Annotated in this window: 18 protein-coding genes and 1 pseudogene; 13 read left to right on the top strand and 6 right to left on the bottom strand. The window is 66.2% G+C overall.

Going from position 1 to position 20,326, the window contains the following annotated elements; translation table 11 throughout:
• The first annotated feature begins 89 nt into the window (after positions 1 to 89).
• On the top strand, positions 90 to 1,202 hold the full coding sequence (locus tag FOE78_RS07265) for an alpha/beta hydrolase (RefSeq protein WP_143985696.1): 1,113 nt from the start codon (positions 90 to 92) through the stop codon (positions 1,200 to 1,202).
• A 51-nt stretch (positions 1,203 to 1,253) separates the two neighbouring features.
• Positions 1,254 to 2,063, top strand: coding sequence for an SGNH/GDSL hydrolase family protein (locus FOE78_RS07260; RefSeq protein WP_143985695.1), 810 nt, complete (start codon positions 1,254 to 1,256; stop codon positions 2,061 to 2,063).
• A 1-nt stretch (position 2,064) separates the two neighbouring features.
• Here the strand turns inward: FOE78_RS07260 and FOE78_RS07255 are convergent, their stop codons facing one another.
• On the bottom strand, positions 2,065 to 3,168 hold the full coding sequence (locus tag FOE78_RS07255) for a Gfo/Idh/MocA family protein (protein ID WP_143985694.1): 1,104 nt from the start codon (positions 3,166 to 3,168) through the stop codon (positions 2,065 to 2,067).
• Positions 3,169 to 3,170: 2 nt separating this feature from the next.
• On the bottom strand, positions 3,171 to 3,923 hold the full coding sequence (locus FOE78_RS07250; RefSeq protein WP_143985693.1) for a sugar phosphate isomerase/epimerase family protein: 753 nt from the start codon (positions 3,921 to 3,923) through the stop codon (positions 3,171 to 3,173).
• A 200-nt stretch (positions 3,924 to 4,123) separates the two neighbouring features.
• On the opposite strand from FOE78_RS07250, the gene FOE78_RS07245 reads away from it, so the two are divergent.
• A complete protein-coding gene (locus FOE78_RS07245; RefSeq protein ID WP_168207415.1) occupies positions 4,124 to 4,639 on the top strand; it encodes a universal stress protein in 516 nt (171 codons plus the stop codon).
• Positions 4,640 to 4,799: 160 nt separating this feature from the next.
• Here FOE78_RS07245 and FOE78_RS07240 read toward each other — a convergent pair whose 3' ends face one another.
• From FOE78_RS07240 to FOE78_RS07225, 4 genes and pseudogenes are all read right to left on the bottom strand, one after another.
• Positions 4,800 to 6,452: an HAD family acid phosphatase gene (locus FOE78_RS07240; protein WP_143985691.1), complete on the bottom strand. Its 1,653-nt coding sequence runs from the start codon at positions 6,450 to 6,452 to the stop codon at positions 4,800 to 4,802.
• A 46-nt stretch (positions 6,453 to 6,498) separates the two neighbouring features.
• Positions 6,499 to 7,260: an EI24 domain-containing protein gene (locus FOE78_RS07235; protein WP_143985690.1), complete on the bottom strand. Its 762-nt coding sequence runs from the start codon at positions 7,258 to 7,260 to the stop codon at positions 6,499 to 6,501.
• Between the two features lies 1 nt (position 7,261).
• On the bottom strand, positions 7,262 to 7,765 hold the full coding sequence (gene purE, locus FOE78_RS07230) for a 5-(carboxyamino)imidazole ribonucleotide mutase (RefSeq protein ID WP_143988652.1): 504 nt from the start codon (positions 7,763 to 7,765) through the stop codon (positions 7,262 to 7,264).
• A 2-nt stretch (positions 7,766 to 7,767) separates the two neighbouring features.
• Positions 7,768 to 8,876 (bottom strand): annotated as a pseudogene (locus tag FOE78_RS07225) (5-(carboxyamino)imidazole ribonucleotide synthase).
• A 161-nt stretch (positions 8,877 to 9,037) separates the two neighbouring features.
• Here FOE78_RS07225 and FOE78_RS07220 point away from each other — a divergent pair.
• From FOE78_RS07220 to FOE78_RS07175, 10 genes are all read left to right on the top strand, one after another.
• Positions 9,038 to 10,042: a LacI family DNA-binding transcriptional regulator gene (locus FOE78_RS07220; protein WP_143985689.1), complete on the top strand. Its 1,005-nt coding sequence runs from the start codon at positions 9,038 to 9,040 to the stop codon at positions 10,040 to 10,042.
• A gap of 166 nt (positions 10,043 to 10,208) precedes the next feature.
• Complete coding sequence (locus FOE78_RS07215; protein WP_143985688.1) at positions 10,209 to 11,189, top strand: carbohydrate ABC transporter permease; 981 nt, start codon at positions 10,209 to 10,211, stop codon at positions 11,187 to 11,189.
• 10 nt (positions 11,190 to 11,199) lie between these two features.
• Entirely contained in the window at positions 11,200 to 12,123 is a 924-nt protein-coding gene (locus tag FOE78_RS07210; RefSeq protein ID WP_228266089.1) for a carbohydrate ABC transporter permease, read from the top strand.
• Positions 12,120 to 13,448: an ABC transporter substrate-binding protein gene (locus tag FOE78_RS07205; protein WP_143985687.1), complete on the top strand. Its 1,329-nt coding sequence runs from the start codon at positions 12,120 to 12,122 to the stop codon at positions 13,446 to 13,448. Before FOE78_RS07210 ends, FOE78_RS07205 begins: the two co-directional genes overlap by 4 nt.
• Positions 13,449 to 13,611: 163 nt before the next feature.
• Positions 13,612 to 15,153: an amino acid permease gene (locus tag FOE78_RS07200; RefSeq protein ID WP_143985686.1), complete on the top strand. Its 1,542-nt coding sequence runs from the start codon at positions 13,612 to 13,614 to the stop codon at positions 15,151 to 15,153.
• Entirely contained in the window at positions 15,146 to 15,892 is a 747-nt protein-coding gene (locus FOE78_RS07195; protein WP_228266088.1) for a FadR/GntR family transcriptional regulator, read from the top strand. Before FOE78_RS07200 ends, FOE78_RS07195 begins: the two co-directional genes overlap by 8 nt.
• Positions 15,893 to 15,932: 40 nt before the next feature.
• The gene (locus FOE78_RS07190) at positions 15,933 to 17,306 is read left to right on the top strand and encodes a glutamine synthetase family protein (RefSeq protein WP_143985685.1); all 1,374 of its coding nucleotides are present in this window, start codon (positions 15,933 to 15,935) and stop codon (positions 17,304 to 17,306) included.
• A 105-nt stretch (positions 17,307 to 17,411) separates the two neighbouring features.
• Positions 17,412 to 18,773 carry an aldehyde dehydrogenase family protein gene (locus tag FOE78_RS07185; protein ID WP_210414866.1) on the top strand — a complete coding sequence of 454 codons (1,362 nt, stop codon included), beginning with the start codon at positions 17,412 to 17,414 and terminating at the stop codon, positions 18,771 to 18,773.
• Positions 18,774 to 18,840: 67 nt separating this feature from the next.
• The gene (locus tag FOE78_RS07180; protein ID WP_143985684.1) at positions 18,841 to 19,608 is read left to right on the top strand and encodes a 3-oxoacyl-ACP reductase; all 768 of its coding nucleotides are present in this window, start codon (positions 18,841 to 18,843) and stop codon (positions 19,606 to 19,608) included.
• A 14-nt stretch (positions 19,609 to 19,622) separates the two neighbouring features.
• Positions 19,623 to 20,321 (top strand): gamma-glutamyl-gamma-aminobutyrate hydrolase family protein, encoded by a 699-nt coding sequence (locus FOE78_RS07175; protein WP_143988648.1) that lies wholly within the window; start codon positions 19,623 to 19,625, stop codon positions 20,319 to 20,321.
• The last annotated feature ends 5 nt before the right edge of the window (positions 20,322 to 20,326 follow it).

The raw sequence follows: 20,326 nt of genomic DNA, 5'->3' as shown, positions 1-20,326 counted from the left end.
TCCGAGCCGCCTGAGCAGTTTTCCGAACCACCTGAGCAGTTTTCCGAACCCAATGCCTGGATGTCCGTCGATCCAACGAGGTGATCTTGATGCAACTCACTGATCCGGCCCTGCCGTGGCTGCTGGCGATCCTTGCCGCTGCGGTGTTCGTCTGCCTCGTCCTCGGACTGCCGCGGTGGCATCACCGCCTCGCCCGCGGCGTCAGCCGGGCCGTCGCCGCGCTGCTGATGAACAGCCTGGTGATCATGGTCGGCTTCCTGGTGCTCAACAACAGCTACGTCTTCTACTCCAGCTGGTCGGACCTGTTCGGCACCGGTCCCAAGGACAGCAGCAGCCAGCACGGCGGCACCGGAACGGCAGCGCTGCGTACGGTGCACGGGACGGATCTCAAGTGGGTCAAGGGAAATCGTGACTTCGCCCTGCCCGATCCCGGCCGCAGCCTGCAGGACTATCACGTCCGTGATGTGGCGTCCGATGCAACGATGCAGGTGCTGGTGCAACTGCCCCGCGGCTACGATCCGGCATCGACGCGGCGCTATCCGGTGATCATCGGGCTGCACGGCTTCCCCAGCGTGCCGGCATCCTTCACCAAGATCAACTTCTTGCGGACGGCTGAGAGCCTGACCAAGCAGCACCAGTTCGCCCGGACGATCTTCGTGATCCCGCAGATCAACAGTCCACGCCAGCTGGACACCGAGTGTGTGAACGGCCCCGCGCCCGGCGATCCGCAGACCGACACCTGGCTGTCGAAGGAACTGCCGCCCTGGATCGTCCGGCATCTCCATGTCCGCACCGAACGGCAGGACTGGGCCACGCTCGGCTACTCGTTCGGCGGCTGGTGCGCGGCCGAGTTGACCATGCGGCATCCGTCCTTGTTCTCCGCTGCGATCGTGTTCGAGGGTTACTTCCATCCCCTGTTCGGCCGCGACTACGTCCCGCTCACCGGGGCCCAGCTCAAGCCGTACGATCTGGTCGCGATGGCCGGGCACCAGCCACCGCCGGTGGCGATCTGGCTGTTCGCCTCCCAGCAAGATCATCTCGCCTACCCGACCACGCATCAGTTCATCGAGCAGGCGAAGGCACCGCTGGCAGTGCACGCGGTGATCGTCCCGACCGGCGGCCACCGGACCACGATCTTCGAGCCGTACACCGCGGGATCCCTGCTGTGGTTGGCGAAAACTCTGCCGGCCTTCCGCGGCTGACGACTGTCGTGGCGAGTCCAACCGCAGATCGGAGCTGCGTTGGCTGATCGGATGCGTGTCGTCGTCCTGGCCGTGATCGCGGTCGCGGTGGCGGTGCTATGCCTGCTCGCCGTGTCCGCCGGCAAGGCGATCGCGCCCACCGCGCAGACCAGTGCCGGACCGCTCACCGTGGTCGTCCTCGGCGACTCCGTACCGGCAGCGGACCTGTGTGGTTGCCAGGGATTCAGCGAGCTGACCGCGGCCAGGTTGCAGCAGGCGACCGGGCGGGAGGTGATCTTGCACAACGACGCGGTCGACGGCTGGACCAGCCAGCAGGTGCTGGCCGATGCGCAGAGCGGCACCAGCCATGATGATCTTGCCGCCGGTGCCGACCTGGTGATCATCGAGGCCGGCGCGAACGATCTTCCGCTGGGCAGGCTGAACGAACCGCAATGTCAGCCGGCGGCCGGTTCGGACTGCTTCGCCCCCACCTTGCGCCAGGTCGGTGATCAGCTCACTGCGACGGTACGGGAGGTCCGGGCGGTCGACCCGGTGCCGGACGTGGAGATCGTGCTGATGGGCTACTGGAATGTCAGCGTCGACGGGGCGGTCGGCCAGGCTCGCGGCGCCGCCTACGTTGCGGCCAGTGACGAGGTGACCCAGGACTTCAACGCGATGGTGATCGACGTGTCCCGGCGGACCGGCGCTACCTATGTGGACGCGTACGCCGCGTTGAAGGGTGGCGACGGGCAACGCGACCCGACCGCGTACCTGATCGCCGACGGCGATCATCCCAACGCCGCCGGCAACCGGCGCCTGGCCCAGTACGTGTACAACGCCTTGGCCAGGGCCGGCACCGTCACCGCCTGGCAGAAGAAATGACTCAGAGGGTCTTGGCCTTCGGATCCCAGTCCTCGGGCAGCGGGTCCGGACGATCGAAGGTGCTGTCGATCGTGACGTAGTTGCCGGAGGTAGCCGCCTCGGCGACCGACTCCATCACGTCGAGTACGTGGTAGGCCTGCGCCCCGGTGGCTCGGTGCGGACGGCCTTCCCGAATGGCCCGGGCCATCTCCAGCGCACCGGTGCCGCGGCTCGACAGCTCGGTGGTCTTGGCCACCGAGGTCCAGTCGTCGTCGGAGCGGCCGATGATCTTGAGCTCACCGTCGAAGGTGTTCGGATCGGTCACCGCCAGCGTGCCCTCGGTGCCGTTGACCTCGAACAACACCCGGCGCGCCGCCGAGTCGAAGGACAGGATCGTCTGCGAGGACTGGCCGCTGGCGTAGCGGACCGCGGCGCTGACGTGCGTCGGCACGGTCACGTCGAAGGTCTCGCCGGCCTTGGGGCCGGAGCCGATCACCCGCTGTTCCCGCGACTTGGAGCCAACCGCCGCCACCGACTCGGCGGCACCGAAGAACTGCACCAGGGCGGTGAAGTAGTACGGGCCGATGTCGAACAGCGGGCCGGCACCCTCCTGGAAGAGGAAGGCCGGATTCGGGTGCCAGGACTCCGGTCCCGGGCTCTGCATCAGCGTCAGCGCGCTCAACGGCTGGCCGATGTCACCGCGTTCGATGATCTTGCGCGCTTCCTGCAGACCGCTGCCCAGGAAGGTGTCCGGCGCGCAGCCGACCCGCAGGCCGGCGGCCTCGGCCGCGTCCAGCAACGCCTTGGCCGAGACGCGTTCCATGGCCAGCGGCTTCTCGTTGAAGACGTGCTTGCCGGCCTGGATGGCCGAGGTCGCCACCTCGGCGTGCACCGCCGGGATGGTCAGGTTGATCACCAGTTCGACACCGTCATGATCGAGAACGGCGTCCGGGCCGCCGTGGGTGCCGATGCCGAACTCCTCGGCCTTGGCCTGGGCCGCGTCGGTGACGATGTCGCCGATGGCCAGCACCTCGACGTCGGGGAACGAGGTGAGATTCTCCAGATAGGTCTTGCTGATGGTGCCGGCGCCGATGATGCCGACGCCGACGGGTCCGCTGCCTGCCATGATCACGCCGCCTTTCCGGTCAGGTAGGCGAAGCTGTCGGCGACCGCGACGAACCGGTCACCGGCGCTGTCGTCGAGCTCCACCACGCCGTACTTCATGTTCGGGGCCGCGTTGATGTAGTCCCACACCGGCAGCGATCCGTCGCCGACGGCGACCTGCTTCTTGACGTCCTTGGAGCCGTCGCCGTCCTTGATGTGCAGCGCCTGCACCCGATCGCCGAGCTTGCCCAGCAGTGCCGGTACGTCGGCGCCGCCACCGGCGGCCCAGTAGGTGTCGACCTCCAAGATCACTTCCGGGGCGAGGTTGTCGGCCAGGATCTCCAGGCCGTGCTTGCCGTCGATCACCGACTCCAGCTCGAAGGCGTGGTTGTGGTAGCCGACGGTCAGGCCGAGGGCGGCAGCCTTCTCGGCGGCGGCGTTCAGTGACTGGGCGATCTTGGCGATGTCGTCGGCGTCCTGCCAGCGGGCCGGATCGGTGTGCGGATCGATCACGGTCTGGATGCCCAGTTCCTTGGCCGCGGCCAACACGTCGTCGACGTCGGCATCGACCAGGCTGCTGTGCGTGGTCGGGGCGCTCAGACCGTACTTCGGCAGGGCGGAGGACAGTCCGTCGAAGAACTTCTGGAAGCCGAACGGCTCGACCAGCTTGTAGCCGATCTCGGCGATCCGGCCGAGCGTGCCGTCGACGTCGTCGGTGAGTGCCTCGCGGAGGGTGTAGAGCTGGACCGACAGCTTGTCGGTACCTAGTGTCGGCATCAAATCTCCTTGGTGCGCAAAGGGAAAGGCACCACGGTCGCCGGTGCCCGGAGTCACACTACCGAACCGGTTCAGCCCGTTTCGACGGGTGCGGCCGGCTGAGATTTCTGCTCCCGACACTGCTGCGCGCGCCGGCCTCGTACCCGGTGAGCCGTGCAATGATCGGCCTACGCTTGTCCCAGCCAGCGCAGGGAGGCCTCATGAACGATCAGACCGGCCCGGCCACACCGACCATCGTCGTCGGCGTCACCCCCGGGCAACCCGACCTCGTCATCAAACACGCGGTCAAACTGGCCCGAAAACTCGGCGCTCGGGTGCTGTGCGCGTTCGTCGACACCGGCCAGATGGCCATGTTCGAGGGGGCCGACGGCACCCTGATGACGATGCCGCTGGACCCCGACATCGTCGACGAGCCGACTCCGTTCCCGGAGGAACTGCAGCAGCGACTGGCCGAGACCTGCGGCGCCAAGGAGGTGCCGGTCGAATTCCGGCGGCCGATCGGCGAACCCGCGATCGCGCTGGCCGAGCTGGCCGAGCAGGAGCAGGCGTACATGATCATGGTCGGCACCCGCCGACCCGGCTTCCGCGCCGGCCTGGCCGAATTCTTCGGCGGCTCGGTCGCCGCGCACCTGACCCACCGGCAGCCCCGCCCGGTGATCGTGATCCCACTGACCCCGACCGAGTCCGGCGAACTCCCCTGGGACGAAGCCGAATAAGCGAAGCAACGTCGCGACTTCTGAGCCCACAAAACTTGGGGAACGCACCCGCGGCCGCGTATGCCGCCGGTCGCGGAGCGGCCGAGTGGAGTTGATCTGTGGAAGTGGCCACGCCCGGGGGTCCGGGGGTCGTCCCCGTGCGAGCGAAGCGAGCCGGCGTTTACGGCAAATAGTACGTGGGGTTGGGAAGCTTGACCGTGCGGTCGGCGTGGCCGCCGATCAGGTCGGAGAACTGATCACCGAAGTTGGCCACCACGTCGTAATCGCCACCTGCCTTGGATTCCACGTAGGCACGGGTCTGCGACTTGTATTCGATGGTGGTGCACCTGGCCTCGGCGCAGTGGATGTAGCTCGGCTGCTGGGAGTCACCCTTGCCGGTCCACTTGGTGTAGTAGTCGTCCTTGGTGAAACCGTTGTAGCCGACGTTGATCAAGTTCTGTACGGTGGCCGCCTTCTGATCATCGTTGCGTCCGGTCAGCCCGATGATCGTGCAGCCGGCATGCTGGGCCGCGTTCACCAGCGCCACCATCCCTGGTGTGGCAGGGAATCGCTCGTCCTGCACCCACTGGTCCTGCAGCACCGGGTCGTAGACGAAGTTCATCGCCCCGGCCTCCATGTCGTAGGTCCACAAGGTGGTGTCATCGGCGTCCAGCACCAGCGCCGGGTTGCCGCCGCGGGTGCTCTCCCGCCAGCAGCGGTGGATCACCGAAGGCTGCTGCCGCTTGATGATCTTGGTCAGCTCGGTGACGTAGGGCGAGGATTCCTTGTTGGCAAGGCCGTTGCCGGTGTCTCCGTAGTAGCTGCGGATGGTGGACTTGACGGAATCGATGTTGGGGATGCCGTCACCGTCGGGCCGCAGTCCGCTGGAACCGTCCGGCCGCATGGTGAAGCGGGTCCGGGGTGCAAGCCACGGCTCGTGCTTGCCGGGAAGATCCGGAGACGGCAGGTAGTAGGTCGGGTTCGGCAGCTTGACCACATGATCGGCATAGCCGCCCTGCAGGTCGGACCACTGATCACCGAAGTTGGCGACGATGTCGTAGCCGAGCGCTTCGATGTGCTTGCGGGTCAGGGCCTTGTACTCGACCGTTGTGCACTTGACCGCAGCACAGGTGATGTAGCTCGGCTGCTGCGAATCACCCTTGCCGGTCCACTTGGTGTAGAAGCGATCGGCGGTGAATCCGCGATAGCCGACCTTCTTCAGGTTGGCCACGGTGGCGGCCTTCTGATCATCGTTGCGGCCGGTCAGTCCGAAGATCGTGAAGCCCAACTGCTGCGCCCGGTTGACCAGTCGGACCATCGCTGGCGTTGCCGCGAAGCGTTCGTCCTGCACCCACTGGTCCTGCAACACCGGGTCGTAGACGAACTTCATCGCCCCGGCCTCCATGTCGTAGGTCCACAGCGTGGTGTCGTCGGCGTCGAACACCAGGGCCGGCTTGTCGCCGTGCCGCTTGGCCTGCCGATACTGCTGCTGCAGCTTGCGTTCCTCGCGGTCGGCGATCCGATTCATCTCGGTGATGTACGGCGAGGAGGTGCGGTTCGCGGTGCCGTCGCCGTCGTCGCCGTAGTAGGTGCGGATGGTCGACTTGACCGAATCGATGTTGGGGATGCCCTCACCGTCGGCCCGCAGGCCGCTGGAGCCGTCCGGCTTCATGGTGAACTGGGTACGGGGTTTGAGCCGGCCGGTGTTGCCGGCATGGCCCGCGTTCGCCGAGGCATTGTGCCTCGGCGAGCCGTGCGCGGCGGGCTGTGCCTGCGCGGTCACGGGTGCGATCACCAGGCTCGACGCGGCGAGAATCCCCGCTGCGGCAAGCATCCGACTACGTCTGCGTGAAGTCTGTGAAGTCGCCACCCGCCGGAACTTAGCAGAGTCTCTCGTCGTTGGGGAGGACTTCGCGAGCCAGGATCGTGCCGCCGGCGGTGGCCGCCGGGAAGACCAGGACCGCCACGAACGGGATCGCCAGCAGCAGGAAGGTCGGGATCGCGAAGCCGAGGGTCCGCATGCGGTGCTGCCCCATCGCGGCCCGACGATCGGCGATCCGGAGCCGGCCGCGACGTTCGAAGGCCGGCGACAGCAACTCGATGCAGAGCAGCCAACTGCCGAAGACGGTCGACAGCACCGGGATCACGGTCTGCCCGATCACCGGGATGAAGCCGAGCAGCGCGAACACGATCGCACCCGCCACCGAGACGGCCACCAGCGCCAGCGACTGCCGGATCGCCCGACCGGCGGATCGCAGCAGCGGCGCGTCCGCGGTATCGGCGGGCGCGTGCCCCAGCTCCGCCTCGGTGAGTTCGGCGATCTTGTCGTAGGCGGGCGCGCCGATCAGCAGGGTGATCGCGGTGAACACCAGAACCATGATCAACATCGGTCCGCCGACCAGGCCGACGCCGAACGCGATCTCGATCGTCAGGTGCAAACCGGCAACCCAGTCGTCGGAAAACGAAGCCAGGAAGGGAAGTAGTGTGTGCAGGTTGCTGATCAGAGTGATCAACACCGCCAGGAAGATCACCGAGGTGATCAGCGGTGGCAGCGCTCCGAGCAGGAAGAGCTGTCGTCGTGCGGTCACCAACTGGAAGGCTCGCGGCAGGATGGCCGCGCCGGCCAGCAGTTCCTTGATCATCTCAGCCCTGCTGGGCTCGTACCTTCTCGCCCTTGGCCTCGGCAGCTTCCCGCAGCCGATCCTGGAAGTCGATCATGGCCTGGGTCAGGGACGCGTCGCCGGCGGCCAGGATGCGGGCGGCCAGCAGGCCAGCGTTCCGGGCGTTGCCGATCGACACCGTCGCCACCGGCACCCCGGCCGGCATCTGCACGATCGACAGCAGGGAGTCCATACCGTCCAGGTATTTCAGCGGCACCGGGACGCCGATCACCGGCAGCGGGGTGAGTGAGGCGAGCATGCCGGGCAGATGCGCGGCACCACCGGCACCCGCGATGATCACCTCGAGTCCGCGGGTGTGCGCGGTCCGGCCGTATTCGACCATCGCCTCCGGCATCCGATGCGCGGACACCACGTCGGCGGCCCAGTCGATGCCGAATTCGTCCAGCGCGTCACCGGCCTCCCGCATCACCGGCCAGTCCGAGTCCGAACCCATCACGATGCCGACCCGCGCCGGTGTCTCGACCATGATCATTTACTCCCCATCAGGTAGTCGGCTGCGTGCCGAGCGCGTTTGCCTACATCGGCGAGATCGTTTCCGAAGGTGGTCACGTGGCCGACCTTGCGGCCGGGCTTGACCGATTTGCCGTACAACTGGACGCGCAGCTTCGGATCCCGAGCGAAGCAGTGCAACAGCGCTGCCGGCAGGTCGGTCACACTGCCGCCGAGGACGTTCACCATCACGGTCCAGGGGCACGGGTGGTCGGATCACCCAACGGCAGGTCCAACACCGCGCGCAGATGATTCTCGAACTGGGAGGTGTGCGCGCCGTCGATCGACCAGTGCGCGGTGTTGTGCGGACGCATCGCCAACTCGTTCACCACCACGCTGCCGTCGGCGCGCTGCATCAGCTCCACCGCGAGCAGACCGGTCACCTCCAACTGATGGGCGATGGTCAACGCCAGTTGCTGGCAACCGATGGCCTGCTCCTCGGTCAAACCGGGCGCCGGCGTGGTGGTCTCGGTGCAGATGCCGTCGGACTGCACCGTCTCACTGATCGGGTAGGCCACCGCCTGACCGCTGGGCGAGCGTACGACCAGGGCGCTGAGTTCGCGGCTGAAGTCGACGAATTCCTCAGCCAGGATGCCGATCCCGCCGGGCAGACCCCCTGATCCCGTCGAACTCGCGAAGGGCTCGGCGGCCTGCTCGGCGGAGTTGATCTTGAAGACGCCCTTGCCGTCGTAGCCGCCGCGGGTGGTCTTGGCGATCACCGGCCAGCCGTGCTGATCACCGAAGTTGATCAACTCCTCGGGGGTGGCCACTCGCTGGTTCGCCGGGCACGGGATGCCCATCGCGCCGAGCCGGTCCCGCATCACGCCCTTGTCCTGCGCGTGCACCAGCGGTTTCGGACCGGGCCGGACGGCGATGCCGGACGTCTCGAGTTCGGTCAGGATGTCGGTCGGCACGTGCTCATGATCAAAGGTGATCACGTCGCAGCCGGCGGCGAAGTCCCGTACCGTCGCCGGATCGGTGTAGTCACCGACGGTCGTGTCGCCGACCACCTGTGCCGCGGACGTGTCCGCTGCCTCGGCCAGCAGCCGTACGTTGATGCCCAGCCCGATCGAGGCCGCGTGCATCATCCGGGCCAGCTGCCCGCCACCGATAATCCCCACCACATAGGTCACGGTCACTGATCGTAAACGAACGCCCTGGGCTCCCCGAAGTTGATCATGGTCCGATCAGCGGGAACGGGCGGCGGCATTCGGTCACGGGGCGGCCCGTTCGCCCGTAAGGTGTGGCCATGGCCGGCCGGAAACCCACGATGCGCGATGTCGCGGCCCGTGCCGGCGTCGGCGTCGGGACGGTGTCCCGGGTGGTGAACAAGAGCTCCAGTGTGTCGGCCGAGACCCGAGCCAGGGTTGAGAAAGCGATCGCGGAGACCGGGTTCCACCGCAACGAGGTGGCCCGGATGTTGCGTCCCGGGCAGGCCTCGGCCACGGTCGGGTTGATCATCGACGACTTGGAGAATCCGTTCAGCTCGGAGGTTGCCGCGGGCGCTCTGCAGGTGGCGAAAGGCCGTGATCATGTGCTGCTGATCGGCAGTACGGAGCGGGACGCCCAGGCCGAGCGTGACCTGGTCCGCGAGTTCGTCCGGCGGCAGGTGGACGGGCTGCTGATCGTCTCCAGTGATCGCAAACCGATCGACGAGACGCTCGGCATCGGTACGGTTCCGGTCGTCTACGTCGACCGGGCGCCGGCCGGCGGCCGTTACGACCGGGTGCTGCTGGACAACCACAGCGGGGTCAAGTCCGCGCTGAACGGCCTGCTCGAGGCGGGGCATCGGCGGATCGCCTACATCGGCGGATCCCCGGATGCCACCACCGGCGCCACCCGGCTGAGGTCGTACAAGCAGCTGCTCAGTCAGCGCGGCATCCGGCCCGATGCCGACCTGATCTCGATGCACAACTACTCCACCGATTCGGCCCGGGAGTCGACCATCGGCCTGCTGACCCGGCGCCGTCCGCCGACGGCGATCTTCAGCGACAACAACCGGATGACCCTCGGCGTGCTGCAGGCGCTGACCACCCTCGGCACCACCGTCGCCCTGGCCGGCTTCGACGACCTGGAGCTGGCCGACCTGCTGCCCTTCGAGGTAGATCTGGTCGTCTACTCCCCCGCCGACCTCGGCCGGCGCGGAGCCGAGCAACTCTTCCGCCGGATCGACGGCGACACCGGCCCCGCTCGTACCCTGCGCGTGCCCACCCGCCTCGACCGTCGCGGCCGCCGCTTCCACGCGCCCGACTGATCTCAACGTCCCTCCGCGCCGGCATCTGCCGGGCGAGCACGTGGCGATCGCTCACCGGGCTGCTTCGTTGACCTCGGACCGACCTCGGTGCTAACTTGCAGCGCGAAACCTCGGAAACGTTTCCATGGAAACGATCCCAAGAAGCCTCGATGGAGAGGGAACCTTCATGTCCAATTCCGCACTGACGCGGGAAGTGAGGCTCGGCACCGTCCCGGCGGACTCGAGCTCCGGACCTCCGGCCCGTAAACGACGAAGTCTCCGCCGCAACAACCGGGTCGGCTACTTGTTCATCGCACCGTCGATCGTGGGCTTCGGTCTGTTCGTCGCCTACCCGCTGGTGATGAGCATCTACTACTCGCTCACCCGCTGGAACGGTGTCACCAAGCCGCAGTTCATCGGCCTGGACAACTACGTCTACATGCTGACGAAGGATCCGGTTTTCTGGATCGCGGTCCGCAACACGTTGGTGTTCGCGGTGATCAGCGTACCGGTCAGTCTGATCGCCGGACTCGCCCTCGCGGTGCTGCTCAACCGCAAATTGAAGGGCGTGAAGATCTTCCGGACGATCTTCTTCCTGCCGGTGGTGTTGCCGTCGATCGCCGTTCTGACGATGTGGAAGTACCTGTTCGATCCTCAGTTCGGACTGGCCAATCAGATCCTCAGCTGGCTACACCTGCCGACCAGCCAGTGGCTGAGCAGCGCCGACACCGCGATGCCGACCGTGATCCTGATCGGCGTCTGGGGCGTCGGTGGAACCATGATCATCTTCTTGGCCGGTCTGCAGAACGTTCCCGACGAGCTGTACGAGGCCGCCAAGCTCGACGGTGCCGGCGCGATCCGTACCTTCTTCTCCGTCACCCTGCCGATGATCACCCCGATCCTGCTGCTGCAGCTGATCTTGCAGATCAACGGCGCCTTCCAGACGTTCAACCAGATTGCGATCCTCACCCAGGGCGGCCCGGACAACTCGACCGACCTGCTGATGTACAAGATCTATACCGACGGGTTCACCAGCGTCAACAATCCGCTGATGGGTTACGCCACGGCCGAGGTGTGGTTCCTGTTCATCCTGGTCATGATCGTCACCGCGTTCACCTTCCGGACCTCCTCGATGTGGGTCTACAACGCCAACGAGACCAGGAATTGAGGCGGCCACGATGACCACCATGACCACCGTGGCGCCCAAGCCACAGACCGCGGGCAGTCCGCCGAACCGGCGCAAGGCGCCACTGTCGGTACGCGTCCCGATGCACGTCTCCCGGCTCGCCTGGTATCTGCTCTGCGCCGTGCTCGCGGTGTCGATGATCTTCCCGCTGCTGTGGATGTTGAGCATCGCCTTGAAAAGCGACACCGACATCAACCAACTGCCGCCCGACCTGCTACCCAAGGAATTCATCTGGTCCAACTTCATCGACGGTCCGAAGCAGATCAACTTCCTCGGCCTGCTGGGCAACACCGTCACCATCACGGTGCTGGTCACCGTCGGCGCGGTGCTCTCCTCGATGCTGGTCGGCTACGGCCTGGCGCGAGTCGAATTCACCGGCCGCAAGGTGTGGTTCTACGTCTTCACCTGCTCGATCTTCCTGCCCGGCATCGTCGGCATGATCCCGCTGGTACGGCTCTACATCGCCGTCCATCTGTACGACTCGTGGTGGCCGCTGATCCTGCCTGCCTTCCTCGGTAATCCGATCTTCACCTTCCTGGCCCGGCAGTACTTCATGACCATCCCGATGTCCATCGACGAGGCAGCGACGATCGACGGGGCGGGCCACTGGCGGATCTTCACCCGGATCATGTTCCCGCTCACCAAGCCGCTGTGGATCACCATGGCCGTGATGAGCTTCCAAGGCGCCTGGAACGACTACCTCAGCCCGCTCATCTACCTGACCACCGACAGCAAATACCCGCTCTCGCTGGGCATGGCGCAGTTCTCCGGCTCGTTCGCCGGTGTCTCGGTGACTCCGTACAACTACTACATGGCAACGAACTTCTGGTACATGCTGCCGCCGCTGGTGCTGTTCTTCCTGGCACAGCGCTACTTCATGACCGGGCTCGGCAGCCTGGGAGGTGGCACCAAATGATCAAGAAGAAGTTGATCAAGCTCGCAGCCGTCGGCATCGCCGCGGTCACCGCGCTGGTCGCCACCGGCTGCTCGGGCCTGTCCAGCTCGTACAGCACCGATCCGACGGCGATCACCTACTTCACCTGGGAGGACACCACCACCAACGCCGCCCTGGACGAGGCGTTCTCCGGCTGGTCCGACGGCCAGTACCACGTCCAACGGATGAACATCCCGTCGGCCGCGTACAACCAGAAGCTCACCTCACTGACGCTGGCGCAGAAGCTGCCAGACTTCTTCTGGTGCAACCTGGACACCGCCGAGGCGATGGGCCGTCAGGGTCTGCTCTACAACTGGGCGGATTATGCGAAGAAGAAGTCCGGCAGTTTCGATCCGGCCAAGTTCTCTCCGGCCACCCTCGACTCCTGGTACATCAGCCCCGGTCAGTTGTACGGTCTGCCGACGCTGGCCAACACGTACGGGTTCTTCTACAACAAGAAGTATCTGGCGAAGGCCGGCGTGAGCATACCGAAGACCAAGTGGACTTGGCCCGAGCTGTTCTCCGTGATCAAGAAGTTGAAGGGCGTCAATGGGTCCAAGTACGGCTTGTGGACGATGGATGCACCGTCCGGGCTCTACTCGCTGAATGGAACCAACCTGTTGTCGGTCGGCAACGGTGGCAAGAAGGTGAATGATCACTACACCGGCGGCACCGAGCTGCAGTACGACCAGCAGCTGATCGACGCTGCCGATCAATGGAGCAAGCTGATGCAGGCCGGTGATGTAATGGCGACCGATCAGGCCAACGCCAACGCGACCGCCGCCTTCTCCAGCGGCAAGACCGGACTGCTCTACGGCGGCCAGTGGCTGGCGGTGTCGTTCCTGGCCAGCACATCGATGAAGGCCGGCGACTGGGGCTTCGCGCCGATGCCGACCGCCGCGACACCGGTCCAACCCCTCGATCCACAAGGGGTTTGCTCGCCCAAACAGCTCAAGGATCCCGACGCGGTGTGGAAGGCGCTGAGCTATCTGGAGACCGACGTACTGCCCAAGGTGCTGGCCAAGGCGCCTGTCGCCCCGCCGGCCTACGCGCCGTCCGCACCGCCCTACTACGACTCGCTGACGAAGTCCGGCGCAGGAAGCACGGCCGACACGGTCCGTTACGAGATGCAGACCCCGACCAAGATCCCGGTGCGCTTCATCGCCCCGTGGTCGCAACGCGTCGGCGACATCACCAACGTGCAGTGGGTCGACATCATCAACGGCAAGACCTCGGCCGCCCAGGGCGTACCGAAGATGTTCGCCGACATGAACCAGACCATCAAGGACACCGGCAACATCAGCTAAACCGCGCGGCTCACGTGACAGCCGCACCCAAAATCGACCGCCGCACTCGAAATTTCGGGTGCGGCGGCGGTTTTTGCGCGCGGCTGTGAGGTTGAGCCCCGCTCAATGGTCTGAGGCCAGACCATTGACAGATTCTGGCCCGACCCGACAGACTGCCGGAGCTATGAGCGATGGCAAGGAAGCCACACCTGCCGGGCAGAGCGACGAGTCGTTGCTGGCGGAGCTGGGCTACAAGCAGGAGCTGCATCGGCGGATGTCGGGCTTCTCCAACTTCGCGGTGTCCTTCTCGATCATCTCGATCCTGGCCGGCTGCATCACCAGCTACAAGATCGCGTTGGTCTCCGGCGGGCCGTCCACGTTGGTCCTGGGTTGGTTGATCGTCGGCGTCTTCGTGCTCGCGGTGTCCGCGGCGATGGCCGAGGTGTGTTCGCGCTACCCCACCGCCGGCGGGCTCTACTTCTGGGCCGGCCGGCTGGCCCGCAGGAACAAGCGGCAGTGGGCCTGGTTCGTCGGCTGGTTCAACTTCCTCGGCGAGATCGCGGTGACCGCGGCCATCGACTACGGCTGTGCCTCCACCTGGATGGCCTTCGCCAACCTCACCTTCGGCTTCGAGCCGACGGCGACCAGCACCTTCATCACCTTCCTGGTGATCATCGTCGCCCACGCGCTGTTGAACACGTTCGGTGTCAACCTGGTCAGCCTGCTCTCCAACGTCTCCGCCTGGTGGCACCTGGTCGGCGTCGCGATCATCGTCGCGGTGCTCTGGATCCTGCCCGAGAAGCATCAGTCGGTCAGCTGGACCTTGACCGGCTGGCACAACGAGACCGGCTGGATGTTCGGCCCGTACGTGTTCCTGATGGGTCTGTTGATGGCGCAGTACACCTACACCGGGTACGACGCCTCGGCTCACGTCGCCGAGGAGACCCGCGGCGCCTCGAGGTCGGCGCCCCGCGGCATTGTCACCTCCGTGCTGGTCTCGGTGATCGGCGGATTCATCCTGCTGTTCTCGATCACCGCTGCCATTCCGGACGCCTCCCCGGCCGGGCTGACCAAGCTGGCCGCCAGTGACACCGGACTCCCGCCGGCGCAGATCTTCCTTGATGCGTTGGGATCCCCGACGGTGGCCAAGTTCCTGCTGTTCATCGTCTGCGTTGCTCAGTTCTTCTGCGGGATGGCATCGGTGACCGCCAACTCGCGGATGTCGTACGCCTTCTCCCGTGATCATGCGCTGCCCGGATCGCGGATCTGGTCCAAGGTCAACTCGCGCACCGGCACCCCGACCAACTCGATCTGGCTGTGCGTCACCTGCTCGGTGATCTTGGCCCTACCTGCGCTGTTCAACGCCACCGCCTACCTGGCCGTCACCTCGATCGCGGTGATCGGGCTCTACATCGCCTACGTCGTGCCGGTGCTGCTGCGGCGACTGAGCAAGGACTTCACGCCCGGACCGTGGAGCCTGGGCCGCTGGTCGCCGGTGATCGGCTGGATCGCGATCGTCTGGGTTGCGATCATCTGCGTCCTGTTCGTGCTCCCGCCGGCCTCGCCGGTGACGATCAGCACCTTCAACTACGCGCCGGTCGCGGTGATCGTGGTGGCCGTACTGGCGCTGGTCACCTGGTTCGTCGGCGGACGGAAGAACTTCATGCAGGGACGCGCCGAGGCCGAGCATCTGACCAAGGAAGCCGACACGGTTCTCGATGAGTGACGGCTCGATGAGCGAGGGAGCCACCGACCGGTTGGCCACCGGAATCCTCGGCGGCGGACGCGGCCGGCACGCCTTCGAGGACTGCGTCGAACGGCTGGCGACGGCGATCCGGCTCGGCGTCTTTCCGGAGGGCAGCGTGTTGCCGGCCGAGCGCGAGCTCAGCGCGCGGATGGGCGTCTCCCGGGCCACGCTGCGGGAGGCGATCGCCGCGCTGCGTCAAGCAGGCATGGTGCGTACGGTGCGCGGTCGCGGCGGCGGAACGGTGATCAGCCACCGGCCGGTCACCCCGGCCCACGCCAACTCCCGCCAACTCGCCGGCCGGCGCGACGAGCTGATGGATGCGCTGGTCTTCCGCCGGGTCGTCGAGCCGGGCGCGGCCGGCCTGGCAGCCGCCTCCGTCCTCGACCATGATCATCAAAAGCTGTTGGACACCTCGCTGCAGGCGGTGGAGCAGGCCGACAAGCCCGGCGCCTACCGACAGGCCGATTCCCGGCTGCACCTGGCGATCGCCACCGTCACCGGCTCACCACAGCTGCTCCAGGCCATCACCCGCGTTCAGGCCGACGTGCACACCCTGCTCACCGCGATCCCGATGCTGGAGGTCAACATCGAGCACTCCAACGCCCAGCACAGCAGCATCGTCCGGGCGATTCGGAATCGACGCCCCGCACAGGCCAGACTGGCCATGGAACGACACTGCGACGACACCGCTGCGCTGTTGCGCGGCCTGCTCAGTTGACCAACCCGCCGACTGTTGATCCCCGTTGAACGGAAGCGATATGAGAGAGAGCAAACTCGGGCTTCGGACCGACCGTCACCTGAGCGTCGCCGGTCTGCAGTCCATGATCGACAACGGCGACCTCGACACCGTGATCGTCTGCTTCACCGACATGCAGGGCCGCCTGCAGGGCAAGCGGATGCACGCCGCGTACTTCCGTGATCACGTGCTGGCTCACGGCAGCGAGGGTTGCAACTATCTGCTCGCCGTCGACGTCGACATGAACACCGTCGACGGCTATGCGGTCTCCTCCTGGGAGCGCGGCTACGGCGACATGATCTTCAGCCTGGACACCGACACCCTTCGGCTGCTCCCGCATCAGCCGGGCGCAGCGATGGTGCAGTGCGACCTGACCTGGCTGGACGGCAGTCCGGTGGCCCAGTCGCCCCGAACGATCTTGAAGAACCAGCTGGAGCAGGTGGCCGAGCGCGGCTACACCGCTCTGGCCGGGACCGAGCTGGAGTTCATGATCTTCGACACCAGCTACGCCGACGCCTGGCAGTCCGGCTTCCATGATCTGCGACCCGCGGTGCCGTACAACGGCGACTATTCGATCTTGGCCGGCAGCAAGGTCGAGCCGCTGCTGCGGGAGATCCGCAACGCGATGTACGGGGCCGGGATGAACGTCGAGTCGGCCAAGGGCGAGTGCAACCTGGGCCAGCAGGAGATCGGCTTCCTCTACGCCGACGCGCTGACCACCGCCGACAATCACGTGGTCTACAAGAACGCCGCCAAGGAGATCGCCGCTCGCCGCGGCCAGTCGATCACCTTCATGGCCAAGTACGACGAGCGCGAGGGCAACTCCTGCCACATCCACCTGTCGCTGCGCGACCGGGACGGCAAGCCGGTCTTCGGCAACGGGCAGCGGACCGAGCTCTACGACCGATTCATCGCCGGCGTGCTGGCGACGATGCCCGACTTCACCCTGCTCTACGCGCCGAACGTCAACTCCTACAAGAGATTCGCCGACGGGTCCTTCGCGCCGACCAAGATCGGCTGGGGCTACGACAACCGCACCTGCGCGGTCCGGCTGGTGGGCGACGGACTGTCGGCCCGGCTGGAGAACCGGGTGCCGGGCGGCGACGTCAACCCGTACCTAGCACTGGCCGCCATGCTCGCGGGCGGTCTGTACGGAGTTGATCATGAGTTGGAGCTGCCGGCCGAGACCACCGGCAACGCGTACGACGCCGACCTGCCGACGGTGCCGCAGACGCTCGCTCGGGCCCGCGACGCCTTCACCCGATCCGCGCTGACCCGCAAGCTGCTCGGCGATCCGGTGGTCGATCACTACACCAACATGGCCGACGTCGAGTTGGCTGCGTTCAACGCGACCGTCACCGACTGGGAGCGGCGTCGCTCTTTCGAGCGCATGTAATAGATGGCTCTTTCGAGCGCATGTAATGGATGGCTCTTTCGTGCGCATGTAATGGATGGCTCTTTCGAGCGCATGTAAGGTTCCTGACACGATGGAGAGGATGTTGTGAGCACGACGTTTCCGGTGATCAATCCGACCACCGCGGAGGCCTTCACCACAGTCGAGTTCGCCTCGGCGGAGGAAACCGACGCGGCGATCGAGCGGGCCCACCAGGCCTTCGGCGGCTGGCGTGATCTTGCTCCCGGTGATCGGGCGACGTTGCTGCGCCGGTTCGCCCGGCTGGTTGATGATCATGGCGACGAGCTGGCCCAGCTGGAGGTCCGCAACTCCGGGCATCCGATCGGAAACGCCCGTTGGGAGGCAGGAAACGTCCGCGACGTGCTGAACTTCTACTCGGCCACTCCGGAGCGGCTGTTCGGCCGGCAGATCCCGGTCGCCGGCGGCATCGACGTCACCTTCCGCGAACCGCTCGGTGTGGTGGGCGTGATCGTGCCCTGGAATTTCCCGATGCCGATCGCCGGCTGGGGCTTCGCGCCGGCGCTTGCCGCCGGTAACTGCGTTGTGCTGAAGCCGGCGGAGTGGACCCCGCTGACCGCCCTGCGATTGGCCGAGATCGCCGCCGAGGCTGGGATTCCCGACGGGGTGTTCACCGTCCTGCCCGGCGAAGGTCCGGTGGTCGGGCGGCGGCTGGTCGAGCATCCGTTGGTCCGCAAGATCACCTTCACCGGATCGACCCGAGTCGGCAAGATGATCATGGCCGGCTGCGCCGAGCAGTTGAAGCGCTGCACGCTGGAGCTCGGCGGCAAGAGCGCGAACGTGATCTTCGCCGACGCCGATCTGGAGCGAGCCGCCACTGCCGCACCGGGAGCGGTCTTCGACAACTCCGGCCAGGACTGCTGCGCCCGATCACGGATCCTGGTCCAGTCCTCGGTGCTGGACCGCTTCCTGGAGCTGCTCGAGCCGGCGGTCAAGGACGTACGCGTCGGCGATCCGGCCGATCCGGAAACGATCATGGGACCGTTGACCTCGGCACAGCATCGTCAACGCGTACAGGGATATCTGGATGACGCCGACGTCGCCTACACCGGCACGGCTCCGGACGGGCCGGGATTCTGGATGCCGCCGACGGTGATCATCAACACCTCGCCCGATGATCGGATCTGGCGCGAAGAGGTGTTCGGGCCGGTGCTGGCTGTGCAGCCGTTCACCGACGAGGCCGACGCGATCCGGCTCGCCAACGACAGCGACTACGGCCTGTCCGGCTCGATCTTCACCCGTGATCTTGGCCGGGCGCTGCGGGTGTCCCGGTCGGTCCAGGCCGGCAACCTGAGCGTCAACTCACACTCCTCGGTCCGCTACTGGACCCCCTTCGGCGGCTACAAACAGTCCGGGCTCGGCCGCGAGCTCGGCCCGGACGCCGCCGACGCGTACACCGAGGAGAAGAACGTCTTCATCGCCGACTACTGAATACACCGGAGCAGGGCTTACGGTCCTTCGACAAGCTCAGACCCTTGGAATGAGGAGTGCGAACAACATGGCAGGACGGGTGGACGGCAAGGTCGCGGTGGTCACCGGAGGCTGCTCCGGCATCGGGCTGGCAACGGTACGGCGGCTGGCCACCGAAGGCGCCACGGTGGTGATCGGCGACGTCGACGACACCCAAGGGCCGGACGTGGCAGCGTCCGTCGGCGGTGCGTACCTGGCCACCGACGTCACCGACAAGTCCGCAGTTGATCATCTTTTCCGGTCCGCCAGGGAACAGTTCGGATCGGTCGACATCGCCTTCAACAACGCCGGCATCTCGCCGCCGGAGGACGATTCGATCCTGGACACCGATCTGGACGCCTGGCATCAGGTGCAGCAGGTCAACCTGACCAGTGTTTACCTGTGCTGCAAGGCCGCGTTGGAGATCATGACCGAGCAAGGTCGGGGTTCGATCATCAACACGGCCTCGTTCGTCGCACTGATGGGTGCTGCCACGTCTCAGATCTCCTACTCCGCCTCCAAGGGTGGCGTGCTGTCGATGAGTCGCGAGCTCGGTGTGCAGTTCGCCCGTTCCGGCATCCGGGTGAACGCGCTGTGCCCCGGCCCGGTGAACACGCCGTTGCTGCAGGAGCTGTTCGCCTCCGACCCCGAGCGAGCGGAGCGCCGACTGGTGCACGTGCCGATGGGCCGCTTCGCCGAGCCGGAGGAGATCGCCAACGCGGTGTTGTTCCTGGCCAGCGACGAGTCGAGCTTCATCACCGCCAACACCTTCCTGGTCGACGGCGGCATCTCCGCCGCCTACGTCACCCCGCTCTGATCGTCGAGTTGATCATGAAACCGGTGATCGGGCTGAGCTGCTATCGCAACAAGGCACAGTGGGGCGTCTGGGACACCGAGGCGGTGCTGCTGCCCACCACGTACACCCGCTCGGTCGAACTGGCCGGCGGCATCCCGATCCTGCTGCCACCGCCGCAGGATCCCGGTGATCACGCCGACGCGGTGGTGGCGCGGATCGACGGCTTGATCATCACCGGCGGGCCCGATGTCGACCCGGCCCGATACGGCGCGGACCGACACCCGCAGACCGATCAGCCCGGCGGCGTACGCGATGCCTGGGAGTTGGCTCTGCTCGACGCAGCCGACCGGATTTCCCTTCCGGTGTTGGGGATCTGTCGTGGTTTGCAGGTGCTGGCGGTGCACGCCGGCGGCACCCTGCAACAGCATCTGCCCGATCAGCTCGGCCACCAACTGCATTCGCCGGGCGGCGCGGATTACGGCACGGTCGAAGTGATCGTGGAACCGAAGAGCCGGGTCGCCAGTCTGGTCGGCGACCGGCTGCAGGTGAGCTGCCACCATCACCAGGCGGTGGCCGAACATCCCGGCCTGCAGATCTCGGCAAGATCCGCCGACGGTGCGATCGAGGCGCTGGAAGCCGACGGCGAACGGTTCCGGCTGGGCGTCCAATGGCATCCGGAGGAACGCGACGACGCCGGGCTCTTCGGCGGGTTGATCAAGGCAGCGGCTCGTTGATCAAG

The sequence above is a fragment of the Microlunatus elymi genome, from assembly GCF_007362775.1.
GTDB lineage: Bacteria > Actinomycetota > Actinomycetes > Propionibacteriales > Propionibacteriaceae > Microlunatus > Microlunatus elymi.
This window is presented reverse-complemented; position numbering and strand designations above follow the sequence as displayed.

Coding starts and splice junctions, on each gene's coding strand:
- FOE78_RS07175 (WP_143988648.1), top strand. CDS start 19,623: ATGAAACCGGTGATCGGGCTGAGCTGCTATCGCAACAAGGCACAGTGG.
- FOE78_RS07190 (WP_143985685.1), top strand. CDS start 15,933: ATGAGAGAGAGCAAACTCGGGCTTCGGACCGACCGTCACCTGAGCGTC.
- FOE78_RS07260 (WP_143985695.1), top strand. CDS start 1,254: ATGCGTGTCGTCGTCCTGGCCGTGATCGCGGTCGCGGTGGCGGTGCTA.
- FOE78_RS07235 (WP_143985690.1), bottom strand. CDS start 7,260: ATGATCAAGGAACTGCTGGCCGGCGCGGCCATCCTGCCGCGAGCCTTC.
- FOE78_RS07250 (WP_143985693.1), bottom strand. CDS start 3,923: ATGCCGACACTAGGTACCGACAAGCTGTCGGTCCAGCTCTACACCCTC.
- FOE78_RS07200 (WP_143985686.1), top strand. CDS start 13,612: ATGAGCGATGGCAAGGAAGCCACACCTGCCGGGCAGAGCGACGAGTCG.
- FOE78_RS07215 (WP_143985688.1), top strand. CDS start 10,209: ATGTCCAATTCCGCACTGACGCGGGAAGTGAGGCTCGGCACCGTCCCG.
- FOE78_RS07205 (WP_143985687.1), top strand. CDS start 12,120: ATGATCAAGAAGAAGTTGATCAAGCTCGCAGCCGTCGGCATCGCCGCG.
- FOE78_RS07210 (WP_228266089.1), top strand. CDS start 11,200: ATGACCACCATGACCACCGTGGCGCCCAAGCCACAGACCGCGGGCAGT.
- FOE78_RS07220 (WP_143985689.1), top strand. CDS start 9,038: ATGGCCGGCCGGAAACCCACGATGCGCGATGTCGCGGCCCGTGCCGGC.
- FOE78_RS07240 (WP_143985691.1), bottom strand. CDS start 6,452: ATGCTTGCCGCAGCGGGGATTCTCGCCGCGTCGAGCCTGGTGATCGCA.
- FOE78_RS07265 (WP_143985696.1), top strand. CDS start 90: ATGCAACTCACTGATCCGGCCCTGCCGTGGCTGCTGGCGATCCTTGCC.
- purE (WP_143988652.1), bottom strand. CDS start 7,765: ATGGTCGAGACACCGGCGCGGGTCGGCATCGTGATGGGTTCGGACTCG.
- FOE78_RS07195 (WP_228266088.1), top strand. CDS start 15,146: ATGAGTGACGGCTCGATGAGCGAGGGAGCCACCGACCGGTTGGCCACC.
- FOE78_RS07245 (WP_168207415.1), top strand. CDS start 4,124: ATGAACGATCAGACCGGCCCGGCCACACCGACCATCGTCGTCGGCGTC.
- FOE78_RS07180 (WP_143985684.1), top strand. CDS start 18,841: ATGGCAGGACGGGTGGACGGCAAGGTCGCGGTGGTCACCGGAGGCTGC.
- FOE78_RS07255 (WP_143985694.1), bottom strand. CDS start 3,168: ATGGCAGGCAGCGGACCCGTCGGCGTCGGCATCATCGGCGCCGGCACC.